Here is a 20840-nt window from a genome sequence, read left to right as displayed (position 1 = left end):
ACAGGTGCTCACCGGCCATGCTCGCATTCCACTTCACGCTCTCGTGACAGGTGCCAACCGATCCAGATGGCTGACAATCATCGACGCGACCATAGCGCAGACGCTCCTGGGGTCCATGGATTCGTCAAACAGCAGTTCGATCGTCGCGTGGATCATCTCCACCGCCACACGGGCAGCAGTGGCCAATTCTTGAGGATCCGCCTGGGGAAACACGGCCGCGAGGATTTCTGCCTGTGCGCCGGACACTATTCGGTGCGAGTCAATCCTCACATGCTCCAGCGCCGGTACCGCGCGCAGCCCTTTGAGGATCCACATGCCGCCTAGCGTTGCCTCGGTGACCCGATAGGTCTCCAGGATCAGATCGGCGAGCGCCAACTCCAACGCCTCTGGCGGCCCGGACAACAGCTGCGGAGTGATCCAGTTATCGATCAGCCCGTTCTGTTTTTCCAGCAGGCGCTCTCCCAATACCGTCAGCAGCGCGTACTTGTTCGGAAAGTAGCGGTACAGCGCTGGCGGGGTCAGCCCGGCACATTCGCAGACCAGGTTGGTGGACAGACGTTCTATTCCCACATCACACAGGGTTTGCGCGGTCGCGACGAGAATCCGCTCGTAGGTCTCAGTGCTGCGCTGCTGTGCAGGCGGTTTCTTGTATTCCTGTGTTTTCCCGGCGTTAGCGGCGCGGGCGCTGGCGGTGTTGGGCTTGGCCATAGGTACCTAGCAAAAAAAGGTTAAAGAATCAGCTTATCAAAATGAAAAAAAATGTTGCTGAGGTTGTTAATGGTAGTTATAACTATCGTGTAGCGATGACTATCATAACCGATGCGTCGTTAGTGTGACGGTCTCTTAAAACAAAAAATACAGGTGACGACTATGAACGCGCGGCAATGGCTGTTCCTTTCACTGGCACTGGTGTGCTGTTCCAGCGGTTATGCGGCGGCGGGCCCACAGGAGGCCAAGGGCCTGTGGCTCACGTCGGAAAAGGATGCGGTGGTCAAGGTAGACGAATGCGCCGACAAACCCGGCGCGCTGTGTGGAAAGGTCGTCTGGGTCAAGGACGTGGCCTCCACCACCAGCGATTGCGGCGTACAGATCATGCAACTGGATCGTTTCGACCAGGAAGCGTGGCGCGATGGCTGGGTGTTTGATCCCCGCGATCATAAAAAATACAAAGGCGTCGTTCGGGTCAAAGAGGGGTACCTCAATGTCCGGGCTTTTGTCGGTACCGAGATCCTCGGTAAGACAGAGCAATTCGAGCGCATTGCCTCACTGCCTCCTACTCCGGTTTGCACTTTGTAAATCCGACCTTTCTTGTGGGAGAGCCTCATGCGTGCAACTACACACCATTATCTGATGGCTGCTTTGCTGTGGCCTGTCGTCAGCCCCTCCTTGGCGTTTGCCGACGAGATGGCCAGCTATGCAATCGATGTCACGGCCAAGGCCGTATCCGATGTCAGGACCCGGGGCGTCTCGGACTCGTTGAATCGGCCGGGTGCCAGAGTCACCATTCAAGTCGCCCATGAATCAGGGTTGGTGGCACTGGCCGAATTCACCACTGTCAACAAAAAGCAGTTTCTTGAAGGTGACGGCCTTGGCGTCCTGCTCGCGGGCGGTTATCGCTTCGGCGATCCGGAGGCTTGGCATTACGGTGTGGGTTTGGCGGCAGAGATGTTCCCCGGTGCGCAGTTCAAGGCACCCTACAAATTTGACTTCGACACCTTCACGCCCACCGATGAGCGTACGACCAACTACAACAGCCAGTTCGCCGTGTTGGAAATCGGTTACGGCGCGTTTGAAGGTCGAGTCGCGCGGGTATTGTCCAAAACTTACCGTGGTGCCAACACCGGCGGTGTGTGCGGGGCCCAGTTGCAGTTCCGCGACGATCCCACCAAGGGCTTGGAATGCTACGCCAAGGGCGACCGCAACTCCCGTGGCAGCATGCTCTATGACCTGGACTACAAATACGCACTCGGCATGAACACCACGCTGAAGCTGCATGCGGGTTATCAGCAAATCGTTAATTTCTCCGAAGCCAATGCGGCTGACTACGGCGTTGGCCTAATCCATCACTTGTGGGGCTTCGACTGGGGGCTCGACTGGGTGACCGCAAAGACACGGGCGCGTGAGCTGTATATGGCCGAGGACAACGGGCATGTACGCGCCACGGATGAGAACCGCTGGGTCGCATCGATTTCACGTACTTTCTGAGTAGACCTTTATGACTTCGCTTTTCTTATCCCGGACGCCTCAGGCGGCCACCGGTCTGGAGCAACTCGTCCTCGCGGTGGACCTCGGCACCTCTGGTTGCAAGTGCGCGCTGGTTTCATTGGAAGGCGAGATTCGGGCGTGGGCGTTTCACAGTGTACCGTTGCATGTGAGCGGGTTGAGCGTCGAGCAGGAACCGCAGGATTGGTGGAATGCCTTTCTGCGCGGTGCCAACGAACTGCTCAGCGCCGACCCCGTCCGGCGGCGCCAGGTGATCGCGGTGTGTTGTTCGACACAGGGCGAAGGAACGGTGTGTGTGGATCAGGACGGCGTTGCCATTGGGCGTGCGATGTTGTGGCTGGACAAGCGGGGCGCAGGCGCGGTCAAAAAGCGCATGGGAGGAGGGCGGTTCAGCCTGGCCGGGTACGGGCCGCTCAAACTCTGGCGTTCGTTGCGCCTGACCGGGGGCGTGGCCTCGTTGTCCGGCATGGATGCCGCCGGGCACATGGCTTACATCCTTGATCACGAGCCGCAGCGCTACGAGCGAACCCACAAGTTTCTCAATGTGCTCGACTACATGAACCTGCGCCTGTCGGGTCGCTACTGCGCCACCAGCGACTCGATGCTGACAGCATGGATCACCGACAACCGCGACCCCCATCGCATCCGCTACGACGACGGCCTGGTCAAGGCGCTGGGAATCGAGGCTGGCAAACTGCCTGAGCTGGTCCGCTCCACGGATGTTATCGGCATGCTGCGCCCGGAGCTTGCCGAAATGCTCGGACTGGCGCGCACCACGCAAGTGGTAGCGGGCGCCGTCGACACCTCGGCGGTGGCCGTTGGTGCCACTGTCAGTGACTTTGCCCCGCACCTGTACCTGGGCACCTCGTCGTGGGTGGGCGCACACGTCCCGTTCAAAAAAACCAGCGTGCGTCACCACATTGCTGCGGTGCCCAGTGCCGTTAATGGCCGCTACCTGGCGATGGCCATGCAGTCGGCTGCGGGGGCGAACCTTTCGTTTTTACGCGACAAGGTGCTGTACCACCCGGATGAGCTGCTCAGTGATGAACAGCAGCCGGACGTCTACGCCTTGCTCGACCGGATCGCGGCACGGGTGCCGCCGGGCTCGAGAGGGTTGATCTACACGCCGTGGCTGTGTGGCGAACGCTCGCCAATCAGTGATCCGAGCCTGCGCGCCGGCTTGTTCAACCTGAAGTTGGAGCACTCACGGGAAGACATCATTCGCGCCTTCATGGAAGGAGTCGCGCTCAATACGCGCTGGATGTTCGAACCGTTCGCGCGCTTTCTCGGCCAACCCAGCGACGTGATCGTAGCGACCGGTGGCGGCGCCCAGTCCGAGGTGTGGTGCCAGATCATGGCCGACGTCTGCGGGCGCGTTATCCAGCAGCCGCAGAACGCGATCCAGACCAACGCCCGCGGGGCTGCATTTATTGCGGCGGTGGCGTTGGGCAAGTTGCAGTTTCACGACCTTCCGAGTCTCAAACGCCCCCACCGCCTGTTTGAGCCGTCCCGGGTCACTCGCGCGCTATATGACGATCAATTCGCAACGTTCCAGGAGGTCCGCAAGCGCCTCGCGCCTCTGTATCGACGCCTGAACCCCACACAGGAGACTGCCTCATGAGTCATGTGCAACAACAAATCGTCGAGCTTTCACAGCATCTGTGCCACCGCGGTTTTTTTGCGGCGACGGGAGGCAATCTCGCATTGCGCATCGATGCGCAGCACATCGCTGTTACGCCGTCGGCCACCGACTATTTCACCATGCGCCCCGAGGATGTCTGCGTGCTGCGCCTCAAGGATTTGGCACAGCTCTCCGGTGACCGCGCGCCAACGGTCGAAAGCGGTTTGCATGCAAAAATCCTGCGTGCTCGCCCGGACGTGCAGTGCAGCATCCACACCCACCAGCCCGTGGCCAGTGCCTGCACCTTGCTCGGTGAGCCTCTGGATGTAACGGACCCGCAGCTGTGGGAGTCTTTGGGCAAACACATTCCCCTGGTGGGGTACGCACCCTCCGGCTCCAATTGGTTGGCCGGCAAATTCGGCCGTGCCATTCGCTGGGATTACAACGCTTACCTGATGCGTAACCATGGTGTGCTGTGTTGTGGCCCGGATGTCGAGACGACCCTGTCGCGCCTCGAGGATCTCGAGACGTTTTGTCGTGACTACTTGCTGCGCCAAATCACCGAAAAGTCCCGTCATAAAGCACAGTCACCCGCCGCCGTGGCGCGCTTGGTCGACGCCCTGATGCGTTCCAGTGCTGTCGACGCTCACCCTTCTTCCGAGACCCCATCATGAACAAGCCTCTTGATCCCGTCACATTACCTGTACCAGCAGATTCAGCGGTTTCGCAATGGCCTGATGTCGACTCGCTGTATCGCCGTTTCGATGCGCTGGTCAAGCAGCCGATTCGCCCCTTGAAGCGTGAGGCGCTGAACAAAGTCATGGGCTATTTCGACGAGCGCTGCCAGGGTTCGAGACGGCTCGCTGAGGAGGCCAAGAAATTCATACCGGGGGGTGTCCAGCATAACCTTGCGTTCAACCATCCCTTTCCGCTCGCCATCGCCCAGGCGAAGGGCGCGCACCTGACCGATGTGGATGGCAACCGCTATATCGATTTCCTGCAAGCCGGTGGGCCGACATTGTTGGGCTCCAACCATCCGGCCATTCGTGAACAGGTCAATCGGATTCTCGACGACTGTGGCCCGGTCACCGGCCTGCTGCATGAGTATGAGGTGAAGCTGGCGCAGTTGGTCTGCGAAGTGATGCCCGGCGTCGACATGGTGCGCCTGCTCGGCTCCGGCACCGAGGCGGTCATGGCCGCAGTGCGTTTGGCGCGTGCCTACACCCGCAAGAAATGGGTGATCAAGATCGGCGGGGCGTATCACGGCTGGAGTGATCAATTGGTGTATGGCATGCGCTTGCCAGGCACCGGGCGTATGGAGGCGGTCGGTATTCCTCGGGGCGCCACGGCCAACACCCAGGAGAGCCCGCCGAATAACCTCGATGCGTTGCGTCGGCGCTTGCAGATCAATCGACTGCGCGGCGGTACGGCAGCAATCATGGTGGAACCCTTTGGTCCGGAAAGCGGCACGCGCCCGGTGCACCCGGACTTCAACCGCCAATTACGCAAGCTCTGTGACGAGTTCGACACACTGCTGATTTTTGACGAGGTGGTCACCGGTTTCCGTGCTGGCTTGGGTGGCGCGCAAGGTTATTTCAACGTGATGCCCGACATTACCGTGCTGGGCAAATGCTTGACCGGTGGTTACCCCATGGCCGGGGCGATCGGTGGGCGTAGAGATGTCATGCAACTGCTCGCCGGCGGTATCGGTACCTCAGCGCGGCGCGCCTTTGTCGGTGGCACGTTGTCGGCCAACCCGTTGTCCTGCGTGGCGGGCTACTACGCCTTGATCGAGGCGCGCAAGCTGAATGCGCCAGCCCTGGCGGGACGCGCCGGCGACCGTATGCGTAAGGGGCTTGAAGAAATCATCAACCGTCGTGGGTTGCCCTACGTGGCCTATAACATGGGCTCGATCGTGCACCTGCAAACGTCGGGTGTGCTGTTGCTGGACACCAGTAATCCGCTCAAGCTGCTACGAGCACGCAATGAAGCCAAGTCGCGCAAGCACATGATGGAGGAAATGGGAGCCGCTTATACGGCGCACGGTTTGATCACGTTGGCAGGCAGTCGGATCTACACCAGCCTGGCCGATACCGACGAAGTCATCGACGACGCGCTCGAGCGTTTCGACGCCGTTTTTCAATTGGTGTGAGGTGAGCGCGATGCAAGATTTACTGAGACAACAGTGGCTGGAACTTCGGCAACGGCTGAGCGGCCTGGTGGAGTCGAGAAGCAGCGTTTCCTTGCGCATACCGGGAAAGGAACGCATGTGGTGGGGACGGCTCGATGATGCGGCCCCCATCTGTATCGACTGGCCGGTGCACGTGATGGGTGAAAGCCAGACCCATCATGCGATCTATCACGCGCGGGCCGATGTGGGGGCCGTTCTGCTGGGCGGAGGTGATTTCGCCCGGAGCCTGGGGGACTTTGGGGGGGTGATGCCGATTTTATTTGATGAGCAAGCTCGACATATTGGTCATATGGACGGACCGGCTGCATCAGTCCAGGACATTGCTGCAGCCTTGCAGCGCGGTGGTAACGCGGTGTTGATCAAGGGTGTGCCCGTCATCCTGGGTACCACCGGTACCCGGATGGCGATGAATGCGCAGCTGTTTGAAAAGTGCGCCAAGGCCTTCACCCTCGCCAAAGCGTCCGGCGCCAAGATGACGCTGTTGCCCTGGTGGGTGGTGCTCGTCGCCAACGGCCGACTGATGAAAGATGAAAAACGCGCGACGCAATGTTTTGCCCGAGGCGAGATTCCGCCCGAAAACCGTGGTTACTGAAAACCCTTCAAGAGGTGTAACGCCATGCACATGTCGTCCGCTGTTTCCCGTAAACACCTAAGTGTCGCCTTGGCGCTGGGCTCGATCGCCGTGCTGATGGTGGGGCTGCAACCCTTGTTGCTGGGAGAGTTGCTGGCGCAAAACCGCCTGTCACTTGAGGGCGTCGGCTTGGTTGCAATGGGCGAAATTCTCTCGTTGGGGCTGGGTGTCGTCCTGGGCGATTTATTGCGCTCCGTGTTTAGCCTGCGCCTGCTTACGGTCGTCGCCATCCTGGCGGCATCGGGTATGGACCTGGTCACGGCCAACACCACCGGGGATGGCGCACTGGCATTGACGCGTGGTTTGGCCGGGTTGGCCGAGGGTTTGCTGTTATGGGGTACCGTAAATCTGATTGTCCAGGGGGCTGCGCCTGATCGTGTGGCGGGTGTGTTCATGGTGGTGCAGACACTTGGCCAGGCGGCGGTAGCCGCAGTGTTGGCATATTGGGTGCTGCCGATTCAGAGCACATCGTCTTACGGTTTCGTGTTTCTGGGAGCGCTGACGGCCGCTTCGTTGCTCTTAGTCCGCTGGCAACCCATTCGACTGGCGAATCAGCACGCAGGGCACGCGGAAAATGCCAAGTTCGGTTGGGGCCTTAACCACGTGCTATTGCTGGGGCTGGCTTTTATGCAGCTCAGCGCCATTGGTGGGCTCTGGGCTTACCTAGAGCCATTGAGCAAATACGTGGGAATGGATGCGCAAAGCGCACAGTTGCTTATCTCTGGGACGTTGCTGATGCAAGTGCTGGGCGGGTGCCTGGGAATTGTCCTGGTGCGTCGAGTCTCGGACTATTCAATGTTGGCGGTCGCCGCTTTGCTGTTGGGTGGCATCGCGCTGGGGATGTATTTTTCGGCTGATATGGGCGTCAAGGTATTCCTGGTGTTGTGCGGCGCGTTTGGCTTGATCTGGTTGATGTTGACGCCGTTCCAGGTGCGTATCGCGTTGCAACTGGATCGCTCGGGGCGGATAGCGGCGCTAGTTCCAGGCATGCAACTACTGGGGTGCGCCTTCGGCCCTTTGATGTCGTCGCAGTGGGTAGTGGGGGAGAACGCCGAGTACGTGTTGCTGGTCAGTGCCGCGTTCTCGCTGATTGCACTGACCCTGGTGGGTTTGCTGCGCCGATGCCCCGCGAGTAAGCCCGTCAGCTTTGCGCGCAAAGTGGTGCTGGTGGTGGGCGCTTCCTCCGGCATGGGGCGCGGGCTGGCGGTGCGTCTGGCGCAGGAAGGCGCTTGGATAGTGGCCACGGCCCGGCGCAAGGAGCTGTTGAATGATCTTCAACTGGAAATCACGCTTCAGGGGGGGAAATGCATGGTCTCGGCAGTCGATGCCCTGGATGCGCATGCTGCGGCCGGTCTCGTGGATGAAATTGTCGAGCTATATGGTCGTCTGGATGTGGTCGTGCTCAATGCCGGCGGAGCGCCCGCGCTGGATATGCGCGAGATGAAAGCTGCAGACGTCACGGCTTATATGCGCTCAAACTACGACGTGGTGGTCAACTACCTGTTCCCGGCGCTTGAGCAAATGAGCCGTCAGGGGCATGGCTTTGTTGTGCACACCAATTCCCTGGCGGGCTTCCTGGGTGTGACTTTGCAGGGGCCATATAGCGCCGCGAAGGGCGCGCTGCGCCTGTTGATCGATACCTGTCGCATTGAGTTTGGTAACCGAGGTATTCGCTTTCTATCGCTCTATCCAGGTTTTGTCGCCACCGCGCAAACCGCAAACGATGGCATGCCAGCACCGCTGGAAATTTCCGAAGCGTCAGCCGTCGATCACATGCTCTACGCGATGCGCAGCCAGCGCTGGGACTACTTGTTTCCTTGGCCGATGAGGTGGCTGATCCGTTTGGCCAGAGTTCTGCCCAAACCGATCACGCTCTGGGTATTGCGTCGAGAGTTGCCGGTGCTGGCCAATGACAGCAGCGCGTCTTCACCCGTGATCGCCTTCAAGAACACCTCGGCATAAAGTCAGACATCAGGTGGTGCGCTGCGTATTCGGCAACGCACCCGTCCAGCGTTTGAAGGCGCGCCTGAAGCCCCGGGCGTCGCTAAAGCCAATAGTGTGCGCAATGTCAGCTATCGACATACGGGTGTTTTGCAGTAAGTCACAAGCACGCTCGTGCCTGACTCGATCCAACAGCCCGCTGTACGTCACGCCCAGGTCCGTCAGGCGACGACGCAGGGTACGCTCACTCATGTTGAGCGCCTTGGAAAATGTCTGTAGCGCTTCAGGATCGTCGAGGTTGAGGCGGATATGACTGGAGAGGGTTTCGATCAAATCATTTCGTGAACCAACTCTGTTCATCAGCTGATCCAATTTCGCCCGCAATGGTCCACACGCCATGTCGTCATAATCCGGCAGGCGTGCGTTCAACCAATGGGCTTCGCAGATCAAGCGATTTTTCCCGGCCATGAATTTTATCGGGCAACGAAATTCGCGCCGATAGGCTTGGGCGTAATCCGGGCGGGCGTACGCCAACTCTACCCTGAGGGGATTGAAGGCTGGCCCGATAAGCCGCCTTACCACGGATACGGCACTTGAAAAGGCTTCTTCGATCAAGAAGGGCTCAATTTCAAGATCAAACACTTTGGGGGTGACCTCAATGATGAACTCGTTGGGGTGAACGCTGGCACGGTGCTCCAGTAACGCACCGGTATCACCTTGATGTTCAAGGCCATAGGTAATGGCCTCGCCCAGGGTTCTACAGGTCAGCATGGCCAGGCCTGCTAGTCCCCAGGAGACGGGCGTCTGACGCATGCCGGTAGCGAGCCCCAACGCTGGGTCATTGATCGCGCGCTGCGTTCGAATAATCAGCATCCGGGTCTGCCTATAAGACAAGCGCATGTCCAGGTCAAGCAGCTCGGCATAACCGAAGCCTAGCCCGCGGCAAATGCGCTGCGTCGACAGCCCGCTTTCCATCAACAGGCTGAACAAGGCCCGCGCGACGTTGGGAACCACCACGGTTTCATTCTGCTGGGGATGCTGCGTCCAGTGCTGGGCAGCGGCTGCGGGCTCTAACATAGATCACACGCTCTCCATCGGAATGAGTCTGTAGACGATAGCTTTGAGCCGGTAATCTAACACCTCCCTTTCTGCTATTGCGGGCATGACGGGCTGGTTTCCTGAGTGCGCAGCCTATCTGTCCTCCATGGTCCCCTAAATGGCCGAGAAAGGCTCATCGAACGCACCGGCTTCGCTTTAGATTTCGGTTTAACACTGAACTGAATATCCAAGGAAAGCGTTATGGAATCAGAACAAGACGCAGCGATTATCGACCGTGGAAACGCCGCCTGCATTATTGGTGCCGGGCCGGGTGGGCTGAGTGCCGCACGCGCACTCAAAGCCAAGAAAATCGTCTATGACCAATTTGAGCGGCATTCGGATGTAGGAGGGATTTGGGACATCACCAATGTCGGCACACCGATGTACGACTCGGCGCATTTTATCTCCTCCAGGGATCTATCGGGCTTCGTCGGGTTTCCAATGCCCAAGGACCTTCCGGAATACCCCTCCCACCGTCAAATTGCTCACTACCTCAGGAGCTTCGCTGCTGCCTTCGGGCTGCGTGAGTCTATTCAGTTCAGTACAACGGTGACCCGGATCGACAAGGAACCCGATGGACACTGGTCCGTCAGCCTCAGTGATGGTTCCACGCGCCGATACCGTTGGATAGTGTTGGCCACCGGGACAAACTGGAAGCCCAACCTGCCATCGTTGCGTGGTGAGTTTAACGGGGAAGTTCGCCACTCCAATTCATTTCAATTCGGCTCGGAATTTCACGGTAAGAACGTGTTAGTGGTGGGGGCGGGCAACTCCGGCGCAGATATTTCCTGCGAAGCCGCCATCCACGCAAAAGCGCCTTTATCAGCATGAGGCGCGGTTACTATTTCATTCCTAAGCACGTGTTTGGTGTGCCTGCCGATGTGTTTGGTGAAAGTGGGCCGCACCTGCCACTGTGGTTGGCCAGGCCCGTCTTCAAGTTTTTTTTGAAGCTGCTTGTGGGCGACCTGACCCGCTGGGGCCTGCCAAAGCCTGATCATCGCTTGTTCGAGACGCACCCGATCGTGAACTCGCAACTGCTGCATCATCTTCAGCACGGCAATATTGCGGTGCGTAAAAACGTCGACCGGCTGGAGGGTGATTTCGTCATTTTTTCAGATGGTGCACACGAAAAAATCGACTTGATTCTTTGTGCCACAGGATTCAAATGGGGCGCTGAATGCGCTGCGCAGTTTTTCGAATGGAAGCATGGCAGGCCCCTGCTTTATCTGTCGATGTTCAGCCGCACTCACCGTAACCTCTGCGCCATCGGTTACCTCGACCAGAACTCCAGTGCTTTCAAGCTTTTCGATACCCAGGCGCTCACCCTGGCTGCGTATTTTCGGGCGCAGCTGGATGGGCTCGACACCGCGCGCCAATTCGATCAATTGATTCAGAGCGACGAGCCGGACCTCAGTGGCGGGATTCAGTTTGTTCAATCGGACCGGCATGCGGTTTATATGGATGCTCGGTCCTTCACTGCTTACCTGGAGACGCTTCGCACACGCATGCATTGGCCGCGCTTGACTGAAGATATGTATGCAGCCATGAAGCTCGATCAGCCTTTTCCAAAGAGCGCTGCTCCTGTGGTTCATGAAGTGCTGGGGGAGAGTCTGCATGGCAAGTAATACGTTATTTACGGGCTGGACAGCGCTGATTACGGGAGGCGCCGGTGGGTTGGGGCGGGCGATCGCGGCGGCGCTGATCGCCCGCGGTGTCAAATGCGTGCTGGTAGATATTGATGCGGTGCGCCTGGCCGAGGCCGCCACTGCCCTCGGGCCCCAGGCATTGACCTATCAGGCCGACCTTACTGATCGTGAAGCGCTTGGGGGGCTGGTAAACTATGTGAGTAGTGAGATCGGTCGCCTCGATCTGCTGGTCAATACCGCCGGGATATTAAGCAATATTCCATTCGAGATCAGGCCAATTGTATCGATTGCGCGTGAAGTCCAGCTCAATATGATGGTTCCTTTGGAACTGTGTCAGGCGTTTCTACCCTTGTTGCAACAAGCCAGTGACGGACGGGTTATTTCAATTGTTTCCTTGGGCGGGTTATTTCCCATGCTGGAAACATGCATTTATTCGGCAACAAAATTTGGCCTGCGTGGCGCCATGCTGTGCTTGGGGTTGGATGGAAAACGCTTGGGCGTAAAATTCACCATCGTGAATCCGTCGGCGACGGAAACACCGATGTTGATGCGCGAGGCCATTGAAAATGGCAACAAGATGCAGTTTATGGACCCGCCCCAAATGCCCGCAGACGTGGCTGAAACCGTCATCAAGGCGCTGGAAAAACCTCGGCTTGAACTGTTCGTTCGTCCCAGTGAGTCCTGGACTGCGCGTTTAGTCATGCTTGTGCCGGGAGTTTTACCGTACGTATTGCCCTTGTTCCGGCGCAAGAGCGAAAAGGGCCATCGCAACTACGTCGTATCGCTCGAGCAGCGAGGGTTGATAACCAGAAATGGTGAAGGCTGGCGTCTGAAATGACCTGAGGAGAATGAACAGAGTAGGCAAGGACAAAGCAGTCGATGAGTTCTTCAGGGCTTATTTGAGTGAGCATCTGAATAGGCCAGCAAGTCGACTGCATTTTGTCGGGTCGCCTAATGCAGTCGACTTGCTGGTCGTGACCTGCGTATGACTGTCACTCACTCGCACTGCCCGAATTGCCTTAGCGCAAAGCCCTCTGGTTTTTATTGAACAACACCACGTAGAGCACCGGAATCAACCCAAGGGTCACCAATGTGCCCAGCGCCAGGCCACCCATCAGCGTGATCGCCATGCCTTCCCACAGTGGGCCGGCGAAGAGCATCAGCGGGATCAACCCGATAATGCAGGTCAGCTTGGTCATGACGATGGGGCGCAGGCGTTTCACGGCAGCATTCACCACCGCTTCGTACACCGGCAGGCCATAGTGGAGTTCCGCTTCAATCCGTTCCAGCAGCAACACGGCGTTGTTGACGATAATCCCCGCCAAGGACAACAGGCCGAACGTGGCCATGAAGCCGAACGGGTAGCCTGTGATCAGCAGCGCGATCGCAACGCCGATCAATACAAAGGGGATTGCGGAGATGACGATCAGCACCTTGCGCAACGAATTGAATTGCCAGACGAACAACAGCAGCATGGCGATCAGCGCGTGGGGCAGGTATTGCAACAGCGCCTGGTTGGCGTCTGCCGAGTCTTCGATTTCGCCCCCCAGCTCAACGCGGTAGCCCGGCGGTAAGGCCAGTGCGGCCACCTGCGGGGCCAGCTGTTCGACGATGGAGGTCGCCGTCAATGAAGGGTTGTGCCCGACCACGGTGATGCAGCGCTCCTGATTGCGGCGCACCAGTGTGGAGGGTTCGCTGGACGCGACGATGTTCGCGATGGCCGTCAGCGGCAGCGGGGTCGAGCCGTCGGCCGGGTAGACCAGAATGCCGCGCAGATCGGGCGAGTCATGGTTGGCCGTGGCGGGTTCGCGCACCACCAGAGGGACGCGTGTTTCGTTGTCCTGCAACGACGAGATCTGGATGCCGCCGAAGTGTAGTTGCAACGCCTGGGCAATCGCTTGGGTGTCTACACCGGCACGGCGAGCACTGTGCTGATCGACCTCGACGGTATAACGCGCCAGTCGCGTGCTCCAGTCATTGTGCACATCCAGTGTGCCAGGCACGTTACGTAAGGCCTGCTCGATCTGGCCGGCCAGGGTGCGTAATACGTTCTCGTCCGGACCCAGCACGCGATAGATGACGACACCGGCCTCGGTGGTGCCCAGGGAAAACCGTTTCGGCTCGGCGCGCAGTTCAGGGTGTTCTTTGAGCAGGTAGCGACGCATATTGGCGATGACCGCGTCGATATCCGTACCAGCCTTGACGCTGACCGTGAAGTACGCGGTTTCCGGTGCCGGCAAGGGCGGGTTGAGGCCCAGCACGATGCGCGGCCCGCCATCACCCACGTAGCCGATGCTGTCGACCACCTGCGGTTCCCTGCTCAGCCACAGGCTGATCTCATGCACCTTTTGCAAGGTTTTGCGCGAGCCGCTGCCGGGCTCCAGGGTGATGGGCACCTGAAACTGCAAGCGGTCCGACTGAGGCAGGAAGTCATAGGGCACGCGCATCAGTTCGAACACGGCGGCGCCCAGCAACACCAGCATGGCAATCAGAAACAGCGCCTTGTGCTGCAGCACACGGCAGATGACGGCCCGATAGCCACGGTAAAAACCGCTGTCGTAGTTACCCTCCGACGCCGCGTGACGCGCAGCCTTGGCGAAATACAGGCACAACAATGGCGTAACCGTGATGCTCAATAACCAGGAGCCGAGCAGGGTGAGCGCCAGCACGATGGCCAATGAGCGCAGGTATTCATTGGTGCTGGTCTGGCCCAGAAAGAACGGCGAGAACGCCAGCACAATCACCAGTGATGAGGTCAACAACGGAATCGCCAGGGTGCGTCCTGCCTCTTCGCAGGCCTGGCGCCGTTCTTCACCGGCCTGCAACCGGCGTTCAATGTCCTCGGCGATCACAATACCGTTGTCCACCAGCAAGCCGAGCGCGAGGATGATCGCGGCGATCGATACCGTTTGCAACTCCACCCCCAGCATGCGCATGGCGATCAACGTACCCAGAATGGTCAGCGGCACGATGGCGCCTACCACCAGCCCGGTGCGCCAGCCCAGAAACAGCATCACCACGGCCATGACGATGACGACTGTCTCGATCATCACATGCTTCATCTTGGCCATTTGCTGATCGACCACATCGGCTTGGAACGTCACCACATGCGCGGCAAAGCCCAGTGGGAGTTGCTTTTCCAACTGCGCCAAACGAGCGCGCAGGGCTGCGCCGAACTGATGAATGTTCTGCCCGGCCGCCATGGACACAGCCAGCACCACGGCGTCCTGGCCCTGGTACACCGCGGCGGTCTGTGGCGGGTCGGTAGCCATCACCGAAACCTGCGCTATGGCGCCTAGCGCAATGGTTTGCGCGGCGCCGGTGGTAATCGGCAATTCGCGCAGTTGATCCACGCTGAGCAGTTCGCCGGTCACGGTGAGGGTCGTGATCTGCCCGCCGATGTTGGCGATGCCGCCAGGCGCCAACACATTCTGCTGCTGCAATTGCTGGAACAACTGTTGCGGGGACAAACCCATGCCAGCCAGGCGCTGCGGGTTGAAATCGATCGATAGTTGTTGGTCTTGGATACCGTGCAAGGTGACCTGGCCAATGCCGGGTAACCCGCCCAATTGGTCGCGCAGGCGCTTCAACGGTCCACGCATCTCGCTCATGCTGTAGCCGGGCGCGGTGACGGCAATGGAGGCGACAGCGACACGCCCGAAATTGTCATCGACAAATGGGCCCTGGGTGCCCGTTGGAAAGTTCGCACCTGCCTCGGCGGCTTTATTGCGTACTTGTTGCCACAGCACCCCCAGGTCCTTGATTTCGTCGCGAGCCGTCACCTGGATCACCACGCTGCCGGGGTGGATGGTGGTCACGATGTTTTTGATCTGCGACAGCTCGCGCAGCTTTTCTTCCGTGGGGCGGGCCAGCAGTTCTTCGACGCGTTCGCTGGGCAACCCGGGGAACTGGATACTCACCAGTGCGTCGCGGATGGTCACCGAGGGCTCTTCCTGGGTCGGGAAGTTCAGGAACGTTGCCACGCCTGCAAGCAGGATCAACAGGGCGGTGAATAATGTCAGGCGGCTCGCACCCAATGCGTGACGGGTCAGATTGATCATTCGGTCGCGCTCAAACGGCTGGAGGACTGAAGCAGGTTGACGGGCTGGCCGTCGTTGAGAAACGCGACGCCGGTGACCACGACTTGTTCGCCATCTTTGAGACCTTTATCGATGGCGACGCGGCCCTGGTCGATCAGGCCAATGGTGATATCACGCAGGGCGACTTTGCCCTGGGCCGGGTCATAGACGAACACCTGTACCTGGTTGGCGTCGCCACCCATGCGCAGGGCCTGCGTCGGGATAGACAGCGAGAGCGGGGCAGTGCGTGCCAGCCTCACGTTGAGGTTCACGCCGCTGGGCAGCGCGAGTTCGTTGGCGATCAGGCGAAAGCGCGCACTTTGCAGCAAGCCGTTCTGCGCGCGCATCGACAGACCTTCCAATACCATCGGCAGGATAGAGGCGGGCGCGGCCGGGTCGACGGCAACGGCGTGGTCCCCAGGTTTGAGGGCGGTGGCCTGTTCCACCGGCACTTGCACGATAACTTGCAACGCGCCGACGGCCTCCAGCTCCATCACGACTTGGCCGGGAGACAGCTCGCTGTACAACTGCGCGGGTCTTGCCACGACGCGACCGTTAAACGGCGCAATGAGTTGGCCCTGGCGCTGATCGCGTCGCACCAGGTCCAGCGCCGCTTCATCGGTGGCCTGCTGCGCAACGGCCGCCTGCCACGCCGCTTCGGCTTGCTCCACGGCGCTGGCGGCGACGCTGCCCTGGGTATACAGCTGTTGCTGGCGGACCTTGTTGAGCTTGCGTTCGGCGGTCTGCGCCACGCTGGCGAACAAGCTGGCCTGCGCCTGTTTCAAGCGTAACCTGACGGCCGCCGTGTCCAGACTCGCCAGCACCTGGCCTTGTTTCACTGCATCGCCAACGTCAACGTTCAACGCTACCAGGCGGCCCGCACCTTCGAAGGCCAGCGCGGCACGCTCGCGTTGCCGTACGACACCGCTCAAGATCGCGCCGTCGGCCTCCGCGGCGTGCACGCTGGCGACTTTCACCGATCTAACGGCCGGCTCCGGCGGCGGTTCCTCGCGCGAGCAAGCCGCCACAATCAGGCAGGCAAGGCCGAGCAGCAGGGGACGGGCCCAGGGATAAAACAGCTGAGGAAAACCACGCATGCCTGGGACCTCGATATTAGAAGGTGTAGTTGATTGCGAACATGCCAAGGCCTGCATTATTACGCATGACCAACGGGCTCTTGCGGGCCTGGTCGGCGTAATGGGTCAGCGTGAGGCTTACCAGCGTCGACCAGTGCGCGTCCAGGGTGTGTTGCCAGTTCAAGGCGGCGGAGTAGGCATAGATCCCGGCGTCGGCGTCATATCGCCCGTAGAGCGAGCGTTGGCTCTGTGCCTGGGTGACGCCGAAGAAGGTCTGGTTGTAGCGGCCATCACCAGCATGGGCGTCGACGTCCAGGGCCAGGGTATCGCTGTCAGAGTGGAACAGGATGCCTTCCAGGCCGAATCGGTAGCGGTTGCCGCGATGCTCGCCGGCCATGCGCAGTTCGGCTTCGCCGCTGACCGACAGCCAGTCGAACAGTTGCTGGCTGAGGGTGAAGTCGGCGACGGTTGCGCCGTTGATATCACCCAGGCCATTCAACTCGCGTCCGCCCGGGCGTGTGGTGTTGTCCTTTTCCTTGCGGCCCAGGTCGTAGTTGATCGCCATGCTGGCGCCGAAACCGCTGTCGGATTGAAATTGCAGGCCCACGCCACGGGTGGTGTCGGCAAACAGTACCCCGTGCTGGAGACTGAACATCGGCAACACGAGTGCGCGGTAACGGTCGGCGCCCATGTAGCGAGGCGTGACGCCCATGCCAAGCCCGAGGGTAGCCGTGGTTTTGTCGGCTGCCGGAGTGGCATCGGCCGCCTGGACGTTGCTCATGAGTGTGCTGCAGGTTAGCAGGGCGGCGCTCCACAGCACGTGGAGGGTAGGGGGAGTGGTCAAGTTCATGGTGAAACCCTTTCTGCGGAGGAAAACAGCGGTGCGCCGGACAGCGCGCGATATAGCGCCAGGCGGTTGAATAGCAACTGGTGGGCCGCCTTGCGTACCTCTATGGCGGATTCGGCCAGGCGAATTGCAGCGGCCAGGTGTTCCGAGCGCGCGGCCGCACCGGCGGTAATCTGTTGGTCGAGGCGCTTGGCCTTCAGTGCCGTAAACGCCTCCAGATCGATTTGCGTGGTGGCGTTGGCCAAGGCTCGTTGGCGTTGGCTCAACAGGTCGGCGATTTCGCGGAAGGCGTCCTGTACGGTCTTTTCGTATTGGGCGACGGCTGATTGGCGGCGAGCTGTGGCCAGGTCCAGGTTGGCCTGGTTGCGGCCACCGTCGAACAGCGGCAGGTTCAGTTGCGGCGTGAACAGCCACGCGCCGCTGCCGGATGAAAACAAGCTGCTCAAGTGCGGGCTGGCGATGCCGGCACCGGTGCTCAAGGTGATCGAGGGAAAGAACGCTGCACGCGCGGCACCGATGTTGGCATTCGCTGCGCGCAGGGCCTCTTCGCATTGGCGCACATCGAACCGCTGCAACAGTCGCTGTGAGGACAGTTCGACCAGCCATGATGGGGTTTCCAGGTAGATGACGGAGATTTGCGCCGTCTCTGTCGAAGGGGCGGCCTGATAACCGGTGACCCACGACAGCGCCTGCAATGCGCGCTCGTGGTCAGCGCTTGCATCCTGCAATTGCTGGGTGGCGCGACGAACCTCGATGTGTTGGGTGTCGACGGTGTCCTGGGCTACCAGGCCTTCCTTTTGCTGGCCGACGAGCATGCTAAGCAGCTGGTTTTGGTTGTCGGAAATGGACTGCGTGTCGGCCTGCACGCCTGCTTGCAAGCGCTCCTGCAAATACAGTCGGGCTACTTCGACGATCAGCGCCTTGCGCGTGGCCAGGGCGCCGTAGCGCGTCGCCAGGTAGTCATGCTGCGCAGCGTCGGCCAGGCTGCGGACCCTGCCGAAAAAATCCAGCTCGAAGTCCGATACCCCCAAGGAGGCCACTGCGATGTCCTGCCCATAACGCTCGTCGGCAGCCTTGTCGTGCAAGTGCTGGCGGTTGCGTTGCAGCCCTAGTGCCGTCGTGGGCCAGCGGTCGGCGCGGGAAATGCCGTACTGGGCACGAGCCTGTTCGACACGCAATAACGCCAGGCGCAGGTCGCGATTGTAGTTCAGGGCCTGATCAACCAACTGGGGTAACTGCGCCGATGAATCCAGCCCGGCCAGCAGCTGTTTTTCTTCCTCGGAAAGCTTTTCTACTTCGTGGGTCATGGTCGAAGGCACGCCGGTAGTGGGTGCGCCTTGCAGGTTGTCTGGCACCGGCAGCGCTGGCGTCTGGTACGCCGGAGCCAGCGAACAGCCGGCCAGCATGCCGACCAGCAGCAAAACCGCGCCGAGGCGTTCAGGCAGTTTGATAGGCTTGGACAGCGGTGCACTTGTCGGCATAGGATCGGTTCGCGAAAGTTTGGCGTAAGGCAATACTGGCAGTGGACTTTCAATAAACCGTTCGTGAATTATCAAGGTTTCATCAAGGGGCTTCTTTGTGTCAGGAAAACGTATCCTTATCGTCGAAGACGACGCTGACAGCGCCAATATTCTGGAGGCCTATCTGCGCCGGGATGGCTTTGAGGTGGCCTTGGCGGAAGACGGCCGACGCGGGTTGGACCTGCACGAAAGTTGGTGCCCCGATCTGATATTGCTCGACGTGATGCTGCCGCGCTTGAGTGGCACTGAGGTGCTGTCCGCCGTGCGTCGCAGCAGTGACACGCCGGTGATCATGGTCACGGCCATGGGCGACGAACCGGAAAAGCTCGGCGCTTTGCGTTATGGCGCGGACGACTATGTGGTCAAGCCCTACAGCCCGCGAGAGGTGGTAGCGCGGGTGCATGCGGTGTTGCGGCGTACCGCGGGCAGCCAGCCGGTAGAACAACTGCTGCGCCATGAGAACCTGCGGGTGGACCTTGCCGCTTTTACTGCGGCCATTGAGCACTGTGGTATGCCATCGCAGTTGCTGGACCTCACGCCGACTGAATTCAAGCTGCTGGTCACGTTGCTCAAGACTCCCTCCAAGGCCTTCACACGCGATGAGTTGCTGGAAATCTGCCTGCCGGAAAGCGAAGCCCTGGCCCGCGTCGTCGACGCCCACGTGCATAACCTTCGGCGCAAGCTCGAAACCCATGGCATCGCCGGGGTGTTGGTGACAGTGCGCTCCATTGGCTATCGGTTCCGGTAAGCAGCATGCTTGAGCAATCACGGGTCAACGACAAACCTTTGTGGCGCTGGGTCGGCATGCGCATGAGCCTGTTGGCGATCGGCGCCGTGGTGGCTATCGCCTTGTGCATGTGGATCAACTTCAAACTGTCTGACCGGTATTTTTTGCAACACTTGCCGCCGGCGGCGCGCAAGGAGTTGCTACAACTGCGCGCCGAGCCGCAGCTCAACGAGGTACGCTTGCGCCAGCTGGTTGCCGAATATTACCCGGTGGAGTTCTTCCAGCCGAACATCGCCAATCGTGACTGGCTGATCTTGGTCGGTCTGGTGCTGGCCGCCATCCCGATCATCATCGTCTGTGGCTTGTGGTTTTCGCGCCCCTTGTCCAGCCAGTTCTCGGCAATAGCCCAGGGCGCGCGTCGGGTCGCCGGCGGTGATTTCTTCACGCGGCTGCCGAGTCATCCACACACCCCCGACGAGCTGCAACGGCTGGTCAGCGACTTCAACAGCATGACGACGCAATTGGAGCGTTATGAGCGGGATGTGCATGAGTCCAGCGCGGTCATCGCCCACGAACTGCGGACACCGTTGAATGCCGCCATGGGGCGCGTGCAGGGCATGCTTGATGAGGTCTTCCCCAGTAACGCTGCGCAGTTGGGCATGGTCAAGCGACAACTCGATCAACTCAGGAAACTGGTGGATGATCTGCATCTGTTGTCTATGGCCAGGGCGGGGCGGCTAGTGCTTGAATGCAGCGACTTTTCCCTGGCGGCTTTGGTGAGCGAACGGCTGGCCTGGTTCCAGCCGTATTTGGATGAGGCAGGCGTGCAAACGCAGGTAAGTATTGCGGACGGGTTTCGTATCCATGCCGATCGCGATCGACTTGGCCAGGTGCTGAATATCCTGGTCGACAACCTGTTGCGCTATGCTGCAGGGGGCGGGGAATTGGACATCATGGCGCGTCAATTCGAAGAGCGCGTTGTGATTGAGATCGGTGACCGAGGGCCGGGTATTGAAACACAGCACCTGGACAGTGTATTTGACCGCTTCTGGCGGGCGGAGCGCTCCAGGGCGCGTTATTCGGGCGGTAGCGGGTTAGGCCTGTCCATCGCCCGTGCGATCTGCCAGGCTCATGGCGGCACCATTGCTGCTAGCAATCGCGCACAGGGTGGCACGCTGATCAGCGCGGAATTTCCGATGTAGGCCTCCAGTTATATGTTTATCGTGTATTGGCGGTTGAT

General features: G+C 59.8%; 19 protein-coding genes. 13 read left to right on the top strand and 6 right to left on the bottom strand.

From position 1 onward, the window contains the following. Positions 1–33: 33 nt before the first annotated feature. The gene (locus L6D74_RS05755; RefSeq protein WP_236188145.1) at positions 34–708 is read right to left on the bottom strand and encodes a TetR/AcrR family transcriptional regulator; all 675 of its coding nucleotides are present in this window, start codon (positions 706–708) and stop codon (positions 34–36) included. A 162-nt stretch (positions 709–870) separates the two neighbouring features. On the opposite strand from L6D74_RS05755, the gene L6D74_RS05750 reads away from it, so the two are divergent. The 7 genes from L6D74_RS05750 to L6D74_RS05720 are packed head-to-tail and all read left to right on the top strand — an operon-like array spanning position 871 to position 8628. Then, positions 871–1296 (top strand): DUF2147 domain-containing protein, encoded by a 426-nt coding sequence (locus L6D74_RS05750; RefSeq protein ID WP_150689072.1) that lies wholly within the window; start codon positions 871–873, stop codon positions 1294–1296. Positions 1297–1323: 27 nt separating this feature from the next. After that, positions 1324–2205 carry a TorF family putative porin gene (locus L6D74_RS05745; RefSeq protein ID WP_236188143.1) on the top strand — a complete coding sequence of 294 codons (882 nt, stop codon included), beginning with the start codon at positions 1324–1326 and terminating at the stop codon, positions 2203–2205. Positions 2206–2215: 10 nt separating this feature from the next. After that, on the top strand, positions 2216–3844 hold the full coding sequence (locus L6D74_RS05740) for a xylulokinase (RefSeq protein ID WP_236188141.1): 1629 nt from the start codon (positions 2216–2218) through the stop codon (positions 3842–3844). Next, a complete protein-coding gene (locus L6D74_RS05735) occupies positions 3841–4518 on the top strand; it encodes a class II aldolase/adducin family protein (protein WP_236178698.1) in 678 nt (225 codons plus the stop codon). The genes L6D74_RS05740 and L6D74_RS05735 overlap by 4 nt, the downstream gene beginning before the upstream one ends. Beyond that, entirely contained in the window at positions 4515–5996 is a 1482-nt protein-coding gene (locus L6D74_RS05730) for an aspartate aminotransferase family protein (protein ID WP_236184365.1), read from the top strand. The genes L6D74_RS05735 and L6D74_RS05730 overlap by 4 nt, the downstream gene beginning before the upstream one ends. Positions 5997–6006: 10 nt before the next feature. After that, positions 6007–6627 (top strand): class II aldolase/adducin head domain-containing protein, encoded by a 621-nt coding sequence (locus L6D74_RS05725; RefSeq protein WP_236184363.1) that lies wholly within the window; start codon positions 6007–6009, stop codon positions 6625–6627. A 24-nt stretch (positions 6628–6651) separates the two neighbouring features. Further along, the gene (locus tag L6D74_RS05720; RefSeq protein WP_236188139.1) at positions 6652–8628 is read left to right on the top strand and encodes an SDR family NAD(P)-dependent oxidoreductase; all 1977 of its coding nucleotides are present in this window, start codon (positions 6652–6654) and stop codon (positions 8626–8628) included. Between the two features lie 9 nt (positions 8629–8637). On the opposite strand, the gene L6D74_RS05715 is transcribed toward L6D74_RS05720, so the two are convergent. Then, positions 8638–9684 carry an AraC family transcriptional regulator gene (locus L6D74_RS05715; protein ID WP_236184353.1) on the bottom strand — a complete coding sequence of 349 codons (1047 nt, stop codon included), beginning with the start codon at positions 9682–9684 and terminating at the stop codon, positions 8638–8640. A 222-nt stretch (positions 9685–9906) separates the two neighbouring features. Between L6D74_RS05715 and L6D74_RS05710 the strand changes: the two genes are divergently transcribed. The 4 genes from L6D74_RS05710 to L6D74_RS30075 are packed head-to-tail and all read left to right on the top strand — an operon-like array spanning position 9907 to position 12340. Then, on the top strand, positions 9907–10536 hold the full coding sequence (locus L6D74_RS05710; protein ID WP_236188137.1) for a flavin-containing monooxygenase: 630 nt from the start codon (positions 9907–9909) through the stop codon (positions 10534–10536). A 38-nt stretch (positions 10537–10574) separates the two neighbouring features. Further along, positions 10575–11330: an NAD(P)/FAD-dependent oxidoreductase gene (locus L6D74_RS05705; RefSeq protein ID WP_236184350.1), complete on the top strand. Its 756-nt coding sequence runs from the start codon at positions 10575–10577 to the stop codon at positions 11328–11330. Further along, complete coding sequence (locus L6D74_RS05700) at positions 11320–12189, top strand: SDR family NAD(P)-dependent oxidoreductase (RefSeq protein ID WP_236184348.1); 870 nt, start codon at positions 11320–11322, stop codon at positions 12187–12189. The genes L6D74_RS05705 and L6D74_RS05700 overlap by 11 nt, the downstream gene beginning before the upstream one ends. Positions 12190–12199: 10 nt before the next feature. Further along, positions 12200–12340, top strand: coding sequence for an Mpo1-like protein (locus L6D74_RS30075; RefSeq protein ID WP_350404772.1), 141 nt, complete (start codon positions 12200–12202; stop codon positions 12338–12340). A 30-nt stretch (positions 12341–12370) separates the two neighbouring features. Here L6D74_RS30075 and L6D74_RS05695 read toward each other — a convergent pair whose 3' ends face one another. Genes L6D74_RS05695 through L6D74_RS05680 form a run of 4 tightly spaced genes read right to left on the bottom strand, consistent with a single transcriptional unit; the run spans position 12371 to position 18834 of the window. Continuing rightward, positions 12371–15412, bottom strand: a complete 3042-nt coding sequence (locus L6D74_RS05695; protein ID WP_236184346.1) for an efflux RND transporter permease subunit — start codon at positions 15410–15412, stop codon at positions 12371–12373. Further along, positions 15409–16527 (bottom strand): efflux RND transporter periplasmic adaptor subunit, encoded by a 1119-nt coding sequence (locus L6D74_RS05690; protein WP_236184344.1) that lies wholly within the window; start codon positions 16525–16527, stop codon positions 15409–15411. Before L6D74_RS05690 ends, L6D74_RS05695 begins: the two co-directional genes overlap by 4 nt. A gap of 16 nt (positions 16528–16543) precedes the next feature. Continuing rightward, a complete protein-coding gene (locus L6D74_RS05685; RefSeq protein ID WP_236188135.1) occupies positions 16544–17356 on the bottom strand; it encodes a MipA/OmpV family protein in 813 nt (270 codons plus the stop codon). Next, positions 17353–18834, bottom strand: coding sequence for an efflux transporter outer membrane subunit (locus L6D74_RS05680; RefSeq protein ID WP_236184823.1), 1482 nt, complete (start codon positions 18832–18834; stop codon positions 17353–17355). Before L6D74_RS05680 ends, L6D74_RS05685 begins: the two co-directional genes overlap by 4 nt. A 97-nt stretch (positions 18835–18931) precedes the next feature. Here L6D74_RS05680 and L6D74_RS05675 point away from each other — a divergent pair, with 97 nt between their 5' ends. Next, positions 18932–19621 carry a response regulator gene (locus L6D74_RS05675; protein WP_236184342.1) on the top strand — a complete coding sequence of 230 codons (690 nt, stop codon included), beginning with the start codon at positions 18932–18934 and terminating at the stop codon, positions 19619–19621. Positions 19622–19626: 5 nt separating this feature from the next. Then, positions 19627–20802 (top strand): sensor histidine kinase, encoded by a 1176-nt coding sequence (locus L6D74_RS05670; RefSeq protein ID WP_236184340.1) that lies wholly within the window; start codon positions 19627–19629, stop codon positions 20800–20802. Positions 20803–20840: the final 38 nt, after the last annotated feature.

It is taken from the genome of Pseudomonas pharyngis (assembly GCF_021602345.1).
Classification (GTDB): Bacteria; Pseudomonadota; Gammaproteobacteria; order Pseudomonadales; family Pseudomonadaceae; genus Aquipseudomonas; species Aquipseudomonas pharyngis.
This window is presented reverse-complemented; position numbering and strand designations above follow the sequence as displayed.

What these genes read in the sequence shown, in the direction of transcription:
- L6D74_RS05755 (WP_236188145.1), bottom strand. Translation starts at nt 708, where the DNA reads ATGGCCAAGCCCAACACCGCCAGCGCCCGCGCCGCTAACGCCGGGAAA.
- L6D74_RS05750 (WP_150689072.1), top strand. Translation starts at nt 871, where the DNA reads ATGAACGCGCGGCAATGGCTGTTCCTTTCACTGGCACTGGTGTGCTGT.
- L6D74_RS05745 (WP_236188143.1), top strand. Translation starts at nt 1,324, where the DNA reads ATGCGTGCAACTACACACCATTATCTGATGGCTGCTTTGCTGTGGCCT.
- L6D74_RS05740 (WP_236188141.1), top strand. Translation starts at nt 2,216, where the DNA reads ATGACTTCGCTTTTCTTATCCCGGACGCCTCAGGCGGCCACCGGTCTG.
- L6D74_RS05735 (WP_236178698.1), top strand. Translation starts at nt 3,841, where the DNA reads ATGAGTCATGTGCAACAACAAATCGTCGAGCTTTCACAGCATCTGTGC.
- L6D74_RS05730 (WP_236184365.1), top strand. Translation starts at nt 4,515, where the DNA reads ATGAACAAGCCTCTTGATCCCGTCACATTACCTGTACCAGCAGATTCA.
- L6D74_RS05725 (WP_236184363.1), top strand. Translation starts at nt 6,007, where the DNA reads ATGCAAGATTTACTGAGACAACAGTGGCTGGAACTTCGGCAACGGCTG.
- L6D74_RS05720 (WP_236188139.1), top strand. Translation starts at nt 6,652, where the DNA reads ATGCACATGTCGTCCGCTGTTTCCCGTAAACACCTAAGTGTCGCCTTG.
- L6D74_RS05715 (WP_236184353.1), bottom strand. Translation starts at nt 9,684, where the DNA reads ATGTTAGAGCCCGCAGCCGCTGCCCAGCACTGGACGCAGCATCCCCAG.
- L6D74_RS05710 (WP_236188137.1), top strand. Translation starts at nt 9,907, where the DNA reads ATGGAATCAGAACAAGACGCAGCGATTATCGACCGTGGAAACGCCGCC.
- L6D74_RS05700 (WP_236184348.1), top strand. Translation starts at nt 11,320, where the DNA reads ATGGCAAGTAATACGTTATTTACGGGCTGGACAGCGCTGATTACGGGA.
- L6D74_RS30075 (WP_350404772.1), top strand. Translation starts at nt 12,200, where the DNA reads ATGAACAGAGTAGGCAAGGACAAAGCAGTCGATGAGTTCTTCAGGGCT.
- L6D74_RS05695 (WP_236184346.1), bottom strand. Translation starts at nt 15,412, where the DNA reads ATGATCAATCTGACCCGTCACGCATTGGGTGCGAGCCGCCTGACATTA.
- L6D74_RS05690 (WP_236184344.1), bottom strand. Translation starts at nt 16,527, where the DNA reads ATGCGTGGTTTTCCTCAGCTGTTTTATCCCTGGGCCCGTCCCCTGCTG.
- L6D74_RS05685 (WP_236188135.1), bottom strand. Translation starts at nt 17,356, where the DNA reads ATGAACTTGACCACTCCCCCTACCCTCCACGTGCTGTGGAGCGCCGCC.
- L6D74_RS05680 (WP_236184823.1), bottom strand. Translation starts at nt 18,834, where the DNA reads ATGCCGACAAGTGCACCGCTGTCCAAGCCTATCAAACTGCCTGAACGC.
- L6D74_RS05670 (WP_236184340.1), top strand. Translation starts at nt 19,627, where the DNA reads ATGCTTGAGCAATCACGGGTCAACGACAAACCTTTGTGGCGCTGGGTC.